The sequence below is a fragment of the Serratia sp. PL7 genome, from assembly GCF_945957435.1.
In genome coordinates, this window is sequence record NZ_CAMFLB010000016.1 from 107,782 (window position 1) to 122,783 (window position 15,002).

At 54.5% G+C, this 15,002-nt stretch carries 13 protein-coding genes; 7 read left to right on the forward strand and 6 right to left on the reverse strand.

All coding sequences use genetic code 11. The features are described 5' to 3' along the window. Window positions 1–129 precede the first annotated feature (129 nt). From N6G83_RS37840 to gatZ, 6 genes are all read left to right on the forward strand, one after another. The gene (locus tag N6G83_RS37840; RefSeq protein ID WP_074031512.1) at window positions 130–984 is read left to right on the forward strand and encodes a tagatose bisphosphate family class II aldolase; all 855 of its coding nucleotides are present in this window, start codon (window positions 130–132) and stop codon (window positions 982–984) included. Window positions 985–1,055: 71 nt separating this feature from the next. Next, window positions 1,056–1,946 carry a substrate-binding domain-containing protein gene (locus N6G83_RS37845; protein WP_074031513.1) on the forward strand — a complete coding sequence of 297 codons (891 nt, stop codon included), beginning with the start codon at window positions 1,056–1,058 and terminating at the stop codon, window positions 1,944–1,946. Between the two features lie 222 nt (window positions 1,947–2,168). Next, window positions 2,169–3,662, forward strand: a complete 1,494-nt coding sequence (locus tag N6G83_RS37850; RefSeq protein WP_024527974.1) for a sugar ABC transporter ATP-binding protein — start codon at window positions 2,169–2,171, stop codon at window positions 3,660–3,662. Further along, entirely contained in the window at window positions 3,662–4,651 is a 990-nt protein-coding gene (locus N6G83_RS37855; RefSeq protein ID WP_024527973.1) for an ABC transporter permease, read from the forward strand. Before N6G83_RS37850 ends, N6G83_RS37855 begins: the two co-directional genes overlap by 1 nt. A gap of 34 nt (window positions 4,652–4,685) precedes the next feature. Next, window positions 4,686–5,645, forward strand: coding sequence for a sugar kinase (locus N6G83_RS37860; protein ID WP_199063305.1), 960 nt, complete (start codon window positions 4,686–4,688; stop codon window positions 5,643–5,645). 84 nt (window positions 5,646–5,729) lie between these two features. Continuing rightward, window positions 5,730–7,040: a tagatose-bisphosphate aldolase subunit GatZ gene (gene gatZ / locus N6G83_RS37865; RefSeq protein ID WP_260524118.1), complete on the forward strand. Its 1,311-nt coding sequence runs from the start codon at window positions 5,730–5,732 to the stop codon at window positions 7,038–7,040. Window positions 7,041–7,370: 330 nt separating this feature from the next. Here the strand turns inward: gatZ and accC are convergent, their stop codons facing one another. The 6 genes from accC to N6G83_RS37895 form a co-directional block, all read right to left on the reverse strand. After that, window positions 7,371–8,720 carry an acetyl-CoA carboxylase biotin carboxylase subunit gene (gene accC / locus N6G83_RS37870; protein ID WP_021180772.1) on the reverse strand — a complete coding sequence of 450 codons (1,350 nt, stop codon included), beginning with the start codon at window positions 8,718–8,720 and terminating at the stop codon, window positions 7,371–7,373. An 11-nt stretch (window positions 8,721–8,731) separates the two neighbouring features. Further along, window positions 8,732–9,196, reverse strand: coding sequence for an acetyl-CoA carboxylase biotin carboxyl carrier protein (gene accB, locus N6G83_RS37875; RefSeq protein ID WP_024527970.1), 465 nt, complete (start codon window positions 9,194–9,196; stop codon window positions 8,732–8,734). 32 nt (window positions 9,197–9,228) lie between these two features. After that, entirely contained in the window at window positions 9,229–9,681 is a 453-nt protein-coding gene (gene aroQ / locus N6G83_RS37880) for a type II 3-dehydroquinate dehydratase (protein ID WP_024527969.1), read from the reverse strand. Window positions 9,682–9,957: 276 nt separating this feature from the next. Beyond that, on the reverse strand, window positions 9,958–10,566 hold the full coding sequence (msrQ, locus tag N6G83_RS37885) for a protein-methionine-sulfoxide reductase heme-binding subunit MsrQ (protein ID WP_024527968.1): 609 nt from the start codon (window positions 10,564–10,566) through the stop codon (window positions 9,958–9,960). Continuing rightward, window positions 10,567–11,568, reverse strand: a complete 1,002-nt coding sequence (msrP, locus tag N6G83_RS37890) for a protein-methionine-sulfoxide reductase catalytic subunit MsrP (protein ID WP_024527967.1) — start codon at window positions 11,566–11,568, stop codon at window positions 10,567–10,569. It abuts the gene before it with no gap. Window positions 11,569–11,703: 135 nt separating this feature from the next. Beyond that, window positions 11,704–12,684 carry an MDR family oxidoreductase gene (locus tag N6G83_RS37895; RefSeq protein ID WP_024527966.1) on the reverse strand — a complete coding sequence of 327 codons (981 nt, stop codon included), beginning with the start codon at window positions 12,682–12,684 and terminating at the stop codon, window positions 11,704–11,706. Between the two features lie 295 nt (window positions 12,685–12,979). Here N6G83_RS37895 and csrD point away from each other — a divergent pair, with 295 nt between their 5' ends. After that, on the forward strand, window positions 12,980–14,911 hold the full coding sequence (csrD, locus tag N6G83_RS37900; protein ID WP_024527965.1) for an RNase E specificity factor CsrD: 1,932 nt from the start codon (window positions 12,980–12,982) through the stop codon (window positions 14,909–14,911). The last annotated feature ends 91 nt before the right edge of the window (window positions 14,912–15,002 follow it).

Genomic DNA, 15,002 nt, shown 5'->3' on the forward strand with positions numbered 1-15,002 from the left:
CTTCGATCCCTGTCACGCTTTTTTGCGCGTTTTCTCTCTATATTCGGTTTCACTTGGAAAGTTTATCTAACTAAATTTTCATTTTGTAATTACCGACTGCGGTATCAGGTGCGGGATCGAGGAGAATCGATGTACATCATTTCAAGCAAGAATATGCTGCAGAAAGCGCAGCAGCAAGGGTACGCGGTGCCAGCATTCAACATCCACAACCTGGAAACCTTGCAGGTGGTGGTCGAAACCGCTGCACAGTATCGTTCGCCAGTGATCCTGGCGGGAACGACCGGCACTTACCGCTACGGTGGGCTGGAAAACATCATCATGATCGTCAAGGCACTGGCGCATGAGTATCAGATCCCGCTGGCGTTGCATTTGGATCATCACGAAGAGCCCGCCGATATCTACCATAAGATCAACGCCGGGATCCGTTCCGTGATGATCGACGGCTCTCACTTTCCTTTTGAAGAAAACGTGGCGCTGGTCAAACAAATCGTTGAATACAGCCACCGCTACGATGCCAGCGTTGAGGCTGAGCTAGGCCGCCTGGGAGGCCAGGAAGACGACCTGATCGTGGAAGGGAAAGACGCTATCTACACCTCGCCGGAGGCGGCGGTGGAGTTTGTTGCCCGTACCGGGATCGATTCGCTGGCGGTGGCCATTGGTACCGCGCATGGTCTGTACCAGTCCGAGCCCAAGCTGGATTTTGCCCGCCTGGAACAGATCCGCGATCGTGTGGAAGTGCCGCTGGTGCTGCACGGGGCTTCCGGCCTGAGCGATAGCGATATCCGCCGCTGTATCCGTTTAGGCATCTGCAAGGTCAACGTGGCTACCGAGCTGAAAATCGCTTTTTCGGATGCCCTGAAAGAATATTTCCACCAGCATCCGGATGCCAATGACCCGCGCCACTATATGCAGCCAGCGAAAAGCGCTATGCAACGGGTAGTGGAAAAAGTGATTGGCGTGTGCGGCTGCGAGGGCCAATTATAACTATTAACGCGTAACACCCCTACAAAACAGCAAGCTAAATTAGCATAAATAATAAAAACTGAGGATAGATCATGCATAAATTAAAGGTATTAGGCTCAGTGCTGGCCATCGGCCTGGCAATATTCTCACAGGCAACGTTAGCCAAGGAATATAAAATTGGCGCATCGCTGCTGACGCAGCAGCATCCATTCTATATTGATCTGGCCGACGCAATGAAAGCGGAAGCCAAGAAAGACGACGTGGTGCTGAATATTTCGATTGCCAATCAGGATCTGAATAAACAACTCTCTGACGTAGAAGACTTTATTACCAAGAAGGTTGACGCCATTATTATTTCGCCGGTGGATTCCAAAGGCGTGCAGGCGGCGATTATCAAAGCGGAGAAAGCCGGTATTCCGGTTATTACCGTTGATGTGGCCGCCGAAGGCGTGCCGGTGGTCACTCACGTGGCGACCGACAACTACGCCGGTGGCGTCGAAGCGGGCAAGCTGATGGGCAAACTGCTCAACGGCAAAGGCAAGGTAGCGATTATCGATTATCCGGCGCTGCAATCGGTGGTGGCACGCGTGGACGGCTTCAAGAAAGGGCTGGCCGATACGCCTGACGTGAAGATTGTGGCGATCCAAACCGGCATCACCCGGGCGGAAGCGTTAACCGTGGCGCAGAACATGATGCAGGCGCACCCGGATCTGAATGGCCTGTTTGGTTTTGGCGATGATGCTGCGCTGGCTGCGGTGATCGCCGCCAAATCCGCTCGTAACGACAATATCAAGATCATCGGTTTCGACGGGATGAAAGAGGCTCGCGACGCCGTCGACAGCGACAAGACCTTTGTGGCCGTTATCCGCCAATATCCAGACCAAATGGGGGCCAAGGCTATTGATGCTGCCGTTGACCATCTGAACGGCAAGCCAGTCGCCAAGTTGATTCCAGTTGCACCAGGTGTTTATACCGGTAAATAACACTGCTCGTTATCCCAAGCTTCAGTGGCTAACCCTTACCCCAACCCTCTCCCAAAGGGAGAGGGAGTTGGTCGGAGTGCTTGATTGGTCCGTGCTGCTTCGGGAAGTGAGTAGTAAGAAGCAAGAGGACTGGGTATTACACAGAGAAACCAACGAACTCGATCGGTCCACTCTCCCTTTGGGAAAGGGCTGGGGTGAGAGGCCACGTGGGTGGAGGAAATAATGACGGATACGGTGCTGGCGGTAACGGAAATAGCCAAAAGTTTCGGCCATGTTAACGCATTAAAAAATGTCAGCCTGAAAATACGCAAAGGTAAAGTCCATACGCTACTGGGTGAAAATGGTGCCGGCAAATCTACGCTAATGAAAATCCTGGCAGGAATTTATCCGCCGACCAAAGGGGAAATACTCCTCAAAGGGCAAAACGTCACTATTAACAACCCGCAGCATTCCAGAAAGTTGGGTATCGCGATTATTTTTCAGGAACTGAGCCTGAGCAATAACATGAGCGTAGCAGAAAATATCTACGCTAATAATGAGCCAACCCGCTTTGGTTTTATTAACGATAGCCAGATGGTGAATGATTGCCAACGCCTGCTGGCGGACTTGGCCATTCCGCTCGATCCACAGCAAATTGTCGGCACCATGTCGATGGCCCAGCGCCAACTGGTAGAGATTGCCAAGGCGCTGAGCTACCCAGCAGATGTCGTGATCATGGATGAACCAACGTCGTCGCTGAGCGATAACGAGGCCGACATCCTGTTTGGCATCATCGACAAGCTGAAACAGCGCGGCTGCGCGGTGATTTATATCTCGCACCGCATGGATGAGATCATGCGGGTATCTGATGATATCTCGGTGCTGCGCGACGGCGAGTTCATTGCTACCCATGATAAACACCAGACCGATATTCACCGGCTGATTGCCCAGATGGTTGGCCGCGAAATGACCAATATCTACCCGCCACGCATCGGCGAACCTCCTTCAGCAGAGCAAGTGCCGGTGCTGGAAGTCAGGCAATTTTCGCAGGACAAACTGTTTCACGATATCCATTTCTCACTGCGTGCAGGTGAAGTGCTGGGCTTTTTTGGGCTGGTGGGATCGGGGCGTTCAGACGTAATGAAGGCCATTTTTGGCCTGACCGGCTATCAGGGTGAAATTCGCATTGATGAGGCGGTAGTCACTATTCGCAATCCAAAGCAGGCGATAGAGCATGGTATCGCCTTCGTGACGGAAAACCGCAAGGAGGAGGGGTTGGTGCTGATGCATGACGTAAGCATGAACACCCATCACGTCGCCTTTCAGTATGCGGGCTCCAGCCTGATCAACCATAAGCACGAAGAGGCGAAAACCCAGCAGGCGATCCGGCGGATGAACATCAAGGTTAGTTCGCCCCACCAACTGGTCAGTACCCTGAGCGGCGGCAATCAGCAAAAGATTGTGCTGTCGAAATGGTTGGAAAAAGTGCCACGGATCTTAATCCTCGACGAGCCAACGCGCGGCGTGGATGTCGGTGCCAAGTTCGAGATCTACAACGTCATACGCCAGCTTGCTGCGCAGGGCACTGCCATTATCTTGATCTCTTCCGAACTGCCGGAAGTCATGGCGCTCAGCGATCGGCTGGTGGTGATGCGCGCCAAGCAGATCGCCGACGTTTTTGCCACCGCTGGACTCACGCAAACCCAGGTCATGACCGCAGCAACAGGAGTGAAATAATGAGCGATAAAGTGCTGGCCGCCGAGGGCCATTCGGCGTTCAACGGGCCAGGGAAACTGGCAAAAGCCGCCAAGCAGTACGGCGGCATACTGGCGGGCCTGGTGGCCTTGGTGATCCTGTTCAGCGTGATCAACGACAGCTTCCTGAGCGTGAATAATATTACCAATATTATTTTGCAGGTCTCGATCATTGCCATTACCGCCTATGGCATGACTTACGTGCTGTTGCTGGGGGATATCGATCTTTCGGTGGGGTCAACCATTGCGCTGGTGGGGACCTTTGCTGCGCTTGGTCTGTCGTTTGGCATCCCGTTTATTCTGGTGATCCCGCTGTCGATTATGGCCGCGCTGGTGCTGGGCCTGGTTAACGGTAGCCTGACTGCGCTGGCCGGTATCCCGTCGTTTATCGTTACCGTCGCGACGATGGGCATCTTCCGGGGCATTGCCTATATCGTCACCGACGGCACGCCGATCATGATCAAAAACGAGGCGTTTCTGGCGCTGGGTAACGGCGAGTTCCTTTATATCCCGATCCCAATCTGGATCCTGTTGGTGTTGCTGATCGTCAACCATTTCATCCTGTCGAAAACCACCTTTGGCCGCAAAATTTATATCACCGGCGGTAACAAAGAAGCTGCGATCTATTCGGGGATTAACGTTTCCGCGCTGAAAATAAAGGTCTTTATGATCACCGCCGTGATGGCGGGCATCAGCGGCATGATCCTGGCTTCACGGCTGTATTCCGGCCAGCCTAATGCCGCGTTGAGCTATGAGCTGGACGCGATCGCCGCCGCGGTGTTGGGGGGCACCAGCCTGAATGGCGGCTACGGCACGGTGATCGGTACCATGATTGGTGCCCTGACCATTGGGGTCATCAACAACGGTATGAATTTAATGAACGTGCCTTATTTCTATCAAATGGTGGTGAAGGGACTGGTGATCCTTATCGCGGTGTATGTCGACGTCAGAAACAAGAAGAAACGTGGCTAACGATCACAGGCAGATTTGTATAAGGAACGGGACAATGAGAAAAATTTATACCATCGGCGAGATCCTGGTTGAGATCATGGCCGATAAAGTTGGCCAATCTTTTACCCATCCAGGCTCATGGAATGGCCCTTTTCCCAGCGGCGCCCCGGCGATTTTTATCGACCAGGTGACCAAGCTGGGCGGGCAGTGCGGCATCATCAGCTGCGTGGGTAACGACGGTTTCGGCACGTTGAATATCGAGCGCCTAAAGGCTGACGGAGTGGATACGCGCGGTATCCGTGTGTTGCCGCATGAGACGACCGGCAGCGCCTTCGTCACTTACCACTCCAACGGCGATCGCGATTTTATTTTCAATATCAAGAACGCAGCTTGTGGGAAATTATCGGCCGAGCATGTGAATGCCGAACTGCTGCAGGACTGCCAGCACTTCCACATTATGGGGTCATCGCTGTTTTCCTTCCATATGGTGGACGCGGTGAAGAAGGCTGCGGGGATCGTCAAAGCGAACGGTGGCACCTTGTCTTTCGATCCGAATATCCGTAAGGAAATGCTCAATATCCCCGAGATGCGTGATGCGCTGCATTACGTGCTGGAGCTGACCGATATCTATATGCCGAGCGAAGGGGAAGTGATGCTGCTGTCCTCCCAAACCACGTTGGATGAGGCGATTGCTCGCTACCTGAAGGACGGCATTAAAGAAGTGGTGGTGAAACGCGGCAGTAAAGGGGCGAGCTATTATTCCGCGGATGAAACCCTGCATATCGACAGCTATGCCGTAGACGAGGTCGATCCGACCGGGGCGGGCGACTGCTTTGGCGGCGCTTACATTGCTTGCCGGTTACAGGGGCACAGCGTTTCCCAGGCGCTGCGCTATGCCAATGCCTGCGGTGCACTGGCGGTAACCCGGCGTGGGCCAATGGAAGGGACCTCTACCTTCGCTGAAATTGACACTTTCTTGCAGCAGCAACGGACCGTGCCGGTCGGCGCGCTGTAAATAACATTCCAACGTCTTGAATATTCAGTTCAGGACATTGCTTACCCTGTGACTGAAAGGCGACGGGTAAATGAGGCCATAAGCATGAAATCTATTATCCAGCAGCATAAAAGCGGCAAGCATATTGGTATCTGTTCGGTTTGCTCGGCACATCCGTTGGTGATTGAGGCCACGTTGCGTTTTGACCTGGCTAGCCAGCGTAAGGTATTGATTGAGGCCACTTCCAACCAGGTGAACCAATTTGGCGGCTACACCGGGATGAAACCGGCGGATTTCCGCGAGTTTGTGTATGCCATTGCCGCCAAGATTGGCTTCCCGCAGTCACGGTTGATATTGGGGGGTGACCATCTTGGGCCGAACTGTTGGCAGGATGAACCGGCTGGGCTGGCGATGGAGAAAGCCGAACGCCTGATTGCCGATTACGTTCAGGCTGGGTTCAGTAAAATTCATCTGGATGCTTCCATGTCCTGCGCGGACGATCCGGTTCCTTTACCGCCAACGGTGGTGGCGGAGCGTGCGGCGCGGCTATGTGCGGTGGCGGAAGCGGCTGCCACCTCAGAGCAGCGGCAGGCGCTGAGCTACGTGATAGGTACGGAAGTGCCGGTTCCGGGTGGGGAAAGCCACGCTATCGCTCAGGTACACGTCACGCGGCCACAGGATGCCGCCAAGACCATCGAGACGCATCGGCAGGCGTTTGCTCGCTTAGGTTTGGAGCAGGCCATGGAGCGGGTTGTGGGGCTGGTTGTGCAGCCGGGAGTCGAGTTCGACCATTCCACGGTGATCCACTATCAGCCGGAACAGGCACGCGAGCTTTCCGCCATGATTGAGTCAACGCCGTTGGTGTTTGAAGCCCACTCTACGGATTATCAAACCCCGAAAGCGTTCCGCCAGTTGGTGCGCGATCACTTTGCGATCCTGAAAGTCGGCCCGGCGCTGACCTTTGCCCTGCGTGAAGCGATCTTCAGCCTGGCGCTGATAGAGAAGGAGCTGATTGCCGCAGAACAGCAGAGCCACGTGCTGGCAGTGATCGACAGCGTGATGCAGGATGAGCCCAAGTATTGGAAGAAGTATTACGATCCGCGTCATTCGAAGGCGATGATCGATCTGCACTACAGCCTGTCCGATCGGATCCGCTATTACTGGCCTGAAGCGCGCATCAGCGCGGCCATTGACAAGCTGGTGGCAAACCTGAGCGGAGTAGCCATTCCGTTGGGTATGCTGAGCCAGTATTTCCCGCTGCAATTCCCACGCCTGATGGCTGGCGAGTGTGCCGGTGACCCACTTAGCCTGATTATCGACAAGATCCAGGAGGTTTTGCGGGCGTATGCTTATGGGTGCGATACCCCTCACCCCAACCCTCTCCCACAGGGAGAGGGAGCTGTCCGGAGTTCTTGATTGGCCCGTGCTGTTTCGGAATCAAGGTGAGTCAGCCGGTGCTAATGATGAATCACTACACTTTCAGCCTAACTCGATCGGTCCCCTCGCCCTCCCACAGGGAGAGGGAGCTGTCCGGAGTTCTTGATTGGCCCGTGCTGTTTCGGAATCAAGGTGAGTCAGCCGGTGCTAATGATGAATCACTACATTTTCAGCCTAACTCGATCGGTCCCCTCGCCCTTTGGGAGAGGGTTAGGGTGAGGGGCAAAATCCCTCTCTCCATTAAATAAAAAAACACCGCAGAAGTTCTCATGCGGTGTTTTTTATTAGCCCAATATCGTTAACCGATAATCAGGTTTCCTGCAGACCCAGCTTCTTCTCCAGATAGTGGATGTTGGTGCCACCATGCTGGAAGTTTTCGTCGGTCATGATCTTCTGCTGCAGTTCAACGTTGGTTTTGATGCCATCGATGATCAGCTCAGCCAGGGCGTTCTTCATGCGGGCAATCGCCACGTCACGGTTTTCACCGTAGGTGATCAGCTTGCCAATCATGGAGTCATAGTACGGCGGAACGGTATAGCCAGCGTAGATATGAGATTCCCAACGCACGCCGAAACCACCAGGAGCGTGGAAGCGGGTGATCTTGCCTGGGCTTGGCAGGAAGGTGTTCGGGTCTTCGGCGTTGATACGGCATTCCACCGCATGGCCTTGCACCTTCACTTCGTCCTGTTTGATCGACAGCGGCTGACCGGCAGCGATACGCAGCTGCTCTTTGATCAGATCCACGCCGGTGATCATTTCGGTAACCGGATGTTCTACCTGGATACGGGTGTTCATTTCAATGAAATAGAACTCGCCGTTCTCATACAGGAACTCAAAGGTACCTGCACCGCGGTAGCCGATTTCCACACAGGCTTTTGAACAGCGTTCACCGATGTAGCGGCGCAGCTCTGGGGTGATCCCCGGTGCTGGTGCCTCTTCGACCACTTTCTGGTGGCGGCGCTGCATGGAGCAGTCACGTTCAGCCAGATAGATGGCGTTGCCCTGGCCGTCTGCCAACACCTGAATTTCGATGTGGCGAGGGTTTTCCAGGTACTTCTCCATATACACCATGTCGTTGTTGAAAGCCGCTTTGGCTTCCGCTTTGGTCATGGAGATGGATTGTTCGAGATCTTTGTCGCCGCGCACAACGCGCATGCCGCGACCGCCGCCGCCGCCGGAAGCCTTGATGATCACCGGATAACCGATGCGCTTGGCGAAGGCACGGTTTTTGTCCATGTCATCGGTCAGCGGGCCGTCGGAGCCTGGTACGCAAGGTACGCCGGCTTTTTTCATCGCGCTGATGGCAGAAACCTTGTCACCCATCAGGCGAATGGTTTCGGCGCGTGGGCCGATGAAGATAAAGCCAGAGCGCTCTACCTGCTCGGCAAAGTCGGCATTCTCGGACAAGAAGCCATAACCCGGGTGGATCGCCACGGCGCCGGTAATTTCGGCGGCGGAGATGATGGCCGGGATGTTCAGATAGCTTTTAACTGACGGGGCAGGGCCGATACAAACGGTCTCATCCGCCAGCAGAACGTGTTTCAGATCGCGGTCGGCACTTGAGTGAACGGCAACGGTTTTGATGCCCAGTTCTTTACAAGCGCGCAGGATACGTAGCGCAATCTCGCCACGGTTGGCGATAACAATTTTATCTAGCATGGTGCGCCTCGTTATTCGATGACGACCAGTGGCTCGTCAAATTCAACCGGTTGGCCGTTTTCTACCAGGATCGCTTTAACCACACCGGATTTGTCCGCTTCAATCTGGTTCATCATTTTCATGGCTTCAACGATGCACAGAGTATCACCGGCGTTCACTTTCTGGCCCACTTCCACGAAGGCTTTCGCGTCCGGGCTTGGGGTGCGGTAGAAGGTCCCTACCATTGGTGAACGAACGATATGGCCACTCATGGCCGCTGGTGCTGCTGGGGTTTCTGCGGCAGCAGGGGCAACGGCGGTGGCCAGAGCAGGTTGCTGCTGCTGGGCTGGCATTGCGTACTGCTGCATCATTGGGTAAGCCTGCACCGGTGCGGCACGGCTGATGCGAACCGACTCTTCGCCTTCAGAGATTTCCAGTTCAGAAATGCCTGATTCTTCAACCAGTTCGATCAGTTTCTTGATTTTACGAATATCCATGAGTGTGATTCCGTACTCTTTTTGTGTAGCAATTAGTGGGTTTTTGACAAACGGCGAACCGCTGCCTGTAAAGCAAATGTGTAGCCATCCGCGCCGAGGCCACAGATCACGCCTACCGCGATATCAGACAGGTAGGAGTGATGACGGAAAGGCTCACGAGCGTACACGTTGGACAGGTGGATCTCGATAAACGGGATCTCTACTGCCAACAGTGCATCGCGCAACGCCACGCTGGTGTGCGTGAACGCGGCGGCGTTAATCAGGATAAAATCCGTATTGCCGCGTGCCTGATGAATGCGATCGATGAGCGCATGCTCGGCGTTGGACTGCAGATGGCTCAGGGTGATATCTAGCGCGAGCGCCTGGTTTTCCAATCCGTTAACAATCTCTGCCAGCGTAGCGCTGCCGTACTTTTCCGGCTCACGCGTCCCCAGCAGATTGAGATTGGGGCCGTTCAGAAGCAAAATGTGAAACTTATCCGCCATTGTGCTGGTATCTCCGGCAATAAAACCATCATCGTAGAAAATAACCCGATGTCACCGATTTGTCACCTGTTACGCGCAGATTTTGCTGCAGCGACAGGCTCAAGGTCGGGCATTATAACGATATCGTGGCAATTCGCAGCTAAATACTGGTCTTATCAGCGAAGATATTCAACCCTAAATCAGCAAACACCCAGTGCCGCTATTGGATTATGAGGGGTAGAACACAGAAAAGTTCCGCGCCCCGGTAGGGGATTTTTACCGTCAATCTTGCCGGTTTTAGCGTGGTTTACGCCACCACGAGCGGAATTTCTTGTAACGCAGAGCTAACAACAGCAGCGCCAGCGAGGCATAAATAAAAGGCTGCGGTGACAACGTTTTTACCGACCAAAGGTAGTGGATCGGTGCCAGGATCGCCACCAGATAGACGAAGTTATGCAGCTTCTGCCAGTTGGCCCCCAATTTACGCTGCGCCCATAGCGTTGAGGTGGCCGCCAGGGCCAACAAAATCAACCAGCAGAGGATACCTAGCGTCAGATAGGGGCGGGTTACCAGTTCGCGCCCCAGCAGGCCTATGTTGCTCAGCCCCAGTTCCAGCGTCGAGTAGCTTACCAGATGCAGCGTTCCCCAGGCAAAACACCACAAACCCAGCAGACGTCGGCAACGGATCAGCAGCGGCTGGCGCGCGTAGCGGGCCAATGGAGTGACGAGCAGGGTGGCCAGCAGTAACTTCAGCGTCATCCTGCCGGTAAAATGCTGGATATCTTTGGCCGGATCGGCACTGAACCAGCCCTGATCGACGGACAGCACCAGCCACAGAAAGGGCAGGAATGCTGCCAGGTAGATGGCAACTTTTAGCCAGGTGATCTGCTTGGGGGTTAAGCGCACTCAGAAGTTCTCCCGTAAATCGAGGCCGTGATACAGCGAAGCCACCTGATCGGCATAACCGTTGAACAGCAGCGTCGGCTGACGTTTCACATCCAGGATGCCGCCAGAACCGATAAAGCGCTCGGTGGCCTGCGACCAGCGCGGATGATCGACATGGGGATTCACGTTGGCGTAAAAACCATATTCGTTGGGAGCAGACAGATTCCAGGTGGTTGGCGGTTGTTCGCGGGTCAGGGTGATCTGCACAATAGACTTGATGCCTTTGAAGCCGTACTTCCATGGAGTGATCAGGCGCACCGGAGCACCGTTTTGCGGTGGCAGCATCTTGCCATACACGCCCACGGTCAACAGAGCCAGTGGGTGCATGGCTTCATCAAGGCGCAAACCTTCGACATAGGGATACTTGAGGCCACCCCCAATAAAGCGATCTTTCTGGCCGGGCATCTGTTCTGGATCGTACAGCGTTTGAAAAGCCACGTAGCGCGCGTTGCTGTTGGGCTCGGCCAGCTTAAGCAGTTTGCCCAGCTCAAAACCGATCCACGGCACCACCATCGACCAGGCTTCAACGCAACGCATGCGATAAATGCGTTGCTCCAGCGGGAATCGCTTGAGTAAATCGTCGATATCCAGCGTTATGGGTTTACCGACTTCGCCGTCGATTTTTACCTTCCAGTCCGTCGTTTTCAGATCGCCCGCGTTGGCGGCGGGATCGGCCTTGTCCAGACCAAACTCGTAGAAGTTATTGTAACCCGAGACTTTTTCTTCAGGCGTAAGCTCCAGTTTGGCTTGCCAGGCTTCGGGCTTGCTGAAGTCCAACGCTTTACCCGGCGGGGCTGGGGGCCGATCGTTACCTTTGAACCATGACAGCAAGTCGGCTTGTGCCTGGGTGGGCAAAGCCAGCGAGGCTGCCGTGATCCCTAACGCCTGGAGTACCTTGCGCCGCTGATAGAACACGCTTTCCGGCGTGACATCGGCTTCGGTCAGTTTTCGCTGTTGTTTCATCTTTTTTCTCCGCAAGTGATGGTGTAAGCATGGCGTGAAAGCCAACTTTCTGCGAGAGGGTGGATGTAAAGAGAGGTAAACGAGAGGTAATTTCTTGTGGTGAATAAGCAGGCGCCGGATGCGGCGCCCAACAGATTACGGGCGGATTTTTACCAGGGTGCGGCCAGTGATCTGATTGTTCATCAGCGCGGTAGCAGCGGCAGGCACGTCTTCCAACTGAATTTCCTGTGTGGCTTGTTCATAGAAGCTTTCTGGCAGAATACCGGCCAGACGTTCCCAGGCGGTTTGGCGACGATGCAGCGGCGTGAGCACCGAATCAACGCCTTGCAGACGCACGTTACGCAAGATAAACGGCATCACGGTAGTCGGCAACTTGTAGCCTCCCGCCAGGCCGCAGGCGGCAACGGTGCCGTTGTAATTCATCTGCGCCAGCACGCGAGCCAGCAATTTGTCACCGACGGTGTCGATGGCGCCAGCCCATAGCTGTTTCTCCAGCGGGCGCGGTGTTTCAATATACTCGCTACGGGGCAGGACGGTTTTGGCACCGAGGGATTTCAGATAGTCGGTATTGCTGTCGCGTCCGCTGATGGCGGTGACGCTATAGCCCAGTGCGGACAGTAGGGCGACCGCCGTGCTACCTACGCCACCGCTGGCTCCGGTGACCAGAACGTCGCCGTCCTCCGGTTTCACTCCACCTTCTTCCAGTGCCATCACGCACAGCATGGCGGTAAAGCCGGCAGTGCCGAGGATCATCGCTTTGCGTTCACACAGCCCTTGTGGCAGCGGGACCAGCCATTCGCCGCTAACGCGGGCCTGTTCGCCCAACCCGCCCCAGTGACTTTCGCCAACGCCCCAACCGGTGAGCACTACGCTCTGGCCTGGTTTAAAACGTGGATCTGTGCTGCTGTGTACCAGGCCGGCAAAATCGATACCTGGCACCATTGGGAAGTGACGAATAATTTTCCCCGTGCCGGTGATCGCCAGGGCATCCTTATAGTTGAGACTGGACCAGTTGACGTCGACCGTCACATCCCCTTCTGGCAACTGCTTACTATCAATATTCTTGACTTGTGCCAGGGTTTTTTCGCCATCTTGTTCCAATAATAATACTCGCATGCATCGCTCCACGTTTTTTCATATATCATATGAATGTATGGTTCAGTATTGTCTGACTATATGCATAATAAAAAAGCCTGTCCTGATAAAGGACAAAAAAATAGTGCTTAATGGTTTTCTTCGTCGGCCAGGCTTGATAGCTTTGTAAAGCTAACCTGATGCTTGGCAAAGAAATTGAAGTCGCTTCATGATTTTTAAATATCAGGGTATTGCGTTGTTTTCAATCGAGCAGGAACGGGGCCTTGGAACATCAAAAGGTGGCTCTTCATTTTATCATCGCGCAGAAGGCACAGGGATGAGATTTACAACCAAACTCTCTGCTCTAATCACCCTGCTCGTCGCATTGGCTATGTTCTTGATGCTGATGGGGTGTTCATACAGTTTCTTTTACGTGACTCAGGAACGCCTCGAGCGCCGTTTTGAAGCCCTGGCCACTTCCATCGATCAGGCAATGCTGCTCCAACCTCTGCAGGCTCAGGATAACTGGCTGCCCTTGGTGATGCGGCCGCTAGGTATCGTTGCGATTCATGTCGATACCGAAACCAGCAACCTTTTCTCCTACAGCCTGCCGACCATCAAAGCCCCTTGGGCATCGCTGGCTGGCTACCGCCAAACCTCGTTAAACATGATGCATCACCCCGGCACCCGGGTGAATGTCACCTACCTCGATCCGTTCGCCAGCGACGTGCGTTCATTACAGTCCACGGCGGCGGTCACGCTGTCGATTGTCATCATGGTGGTGATCCTGCTGTTCAGTTTACGCTGGCTGCGCGAACAAGCAGTAGGTGAAGATCGCCTTGAGCGACGGGCGCGGCGCATTCTCAACGGCGAGCGTGAACAGGTGCTGAAGGGAGACATTCGCGAATGGCCCGCCAGCGTCAGCGGCGCGTTGGATCGTCTGCTGGCCGATTTGGCCGAAGCACGTGAGGAGCGCAGCCGGGTAGATACCTTGATCCGTGCTTTTGCCGCGCAGGATGCGAAAACCGGCCTCAATAACCGGCTGTTCTTTGATAACCAGCTCACGACTCAACTGGAAGATGTCGGGTCACACGGCATCGTCATGATGGTGCGCCTGCCGGATTTCGATACCCTGCGTGAAATTCACGGCAACGCGGCGGTACAGGAGCTGATGTATTCATTGGTCAACCTGCTGTCCACTTTTGTCATGCGTTACCCTGCCGCCTTACTGGCCCGCTATTTCCACAGTGATTTTACCGTTCTGCTGCCACACCGCACGCTGAAAGAAGCGGACGGCATCGCGGCGCAGCTGGTCAACGCGATCGACTCCTTGCCCTCAACAGCGCTGATTGACCGCGAGGCGTTCTTGCATATTGGTATTGTTGCCTACCGCGGCGGGCAGACCACGGAAGAAATCATCGATTACGCCGAACAGGCAACCCGCCACGCCGTACTGCAAGGCGAAAACGGCTGGTACGTCTATGATAGCGATGTGCCAGAGAAAGGGCGCGGCAGCGTTAAATGGCGCACGCTGCTCGAACAGGTGCTGGCGCGTGGCGGCCCTCGTTTATATCAAAAACCGGCGGTGACGGTGGAAGGCGATGTGCATCACCGCGAAATCATGAGTCGGATTTATGATGGCGCACAGGAACTGTTGCCTGCCGAATATATGCCGCTGGTCAATCAGCTTGGGTTGGCGGAAAGCTATGACCGCCAGCAGATGAATCGGATTATTCCTTTATTGGCACTGTGGCCGGAAGAGACGCTGGCGTTTCCACTATGCGTTGATTCATTATTGCAGCGCAGTTTCCAACGTTGGCTGCGCGATACCCTGTTACAGTGTGAAAAAAGTCACCGCAGGCGAATTCTGATTGAACTTGCAGAGGCAGATGTGTGTCAACATATCGACCGTTTGCGTCCGGTGCTGCGATTGCTGACCGGATTGGGCTGTCGTCTGGCGGTTTCTCAGGCTGGGTTGACGGTGGTTAGTACCTCTTATATCAAGTCGTTACCGGTGGAGATCGTCAAGCTTCACCCAGGGTTGGTAAGGAGTATTGACCGGCGGGATGAGAATCAGCTGTTCGTTCAGAGCCTGACCGGTGCCTGCGAAGGCACTCAAGCGAAGGTTTTTGCCGCCAGCGTGCGTACGCGCAACGAATGGCAGACGCTGAAAGAGCGCGGGATCCTGGGTGGGCAGGGGGACTTTTTCGCTTCGCCAGAGCCGATCGATATAGCTCGCAAAAAATATTCGCGTCGATATCGTGTTTAACCTGATGACCGGGCAAAAATTAACGTAGAATGGCCCGTCTTTTCCTGTGGGCGTCAGTAGGTGCTTACCACCGGTGACAATCAGGAAAAAT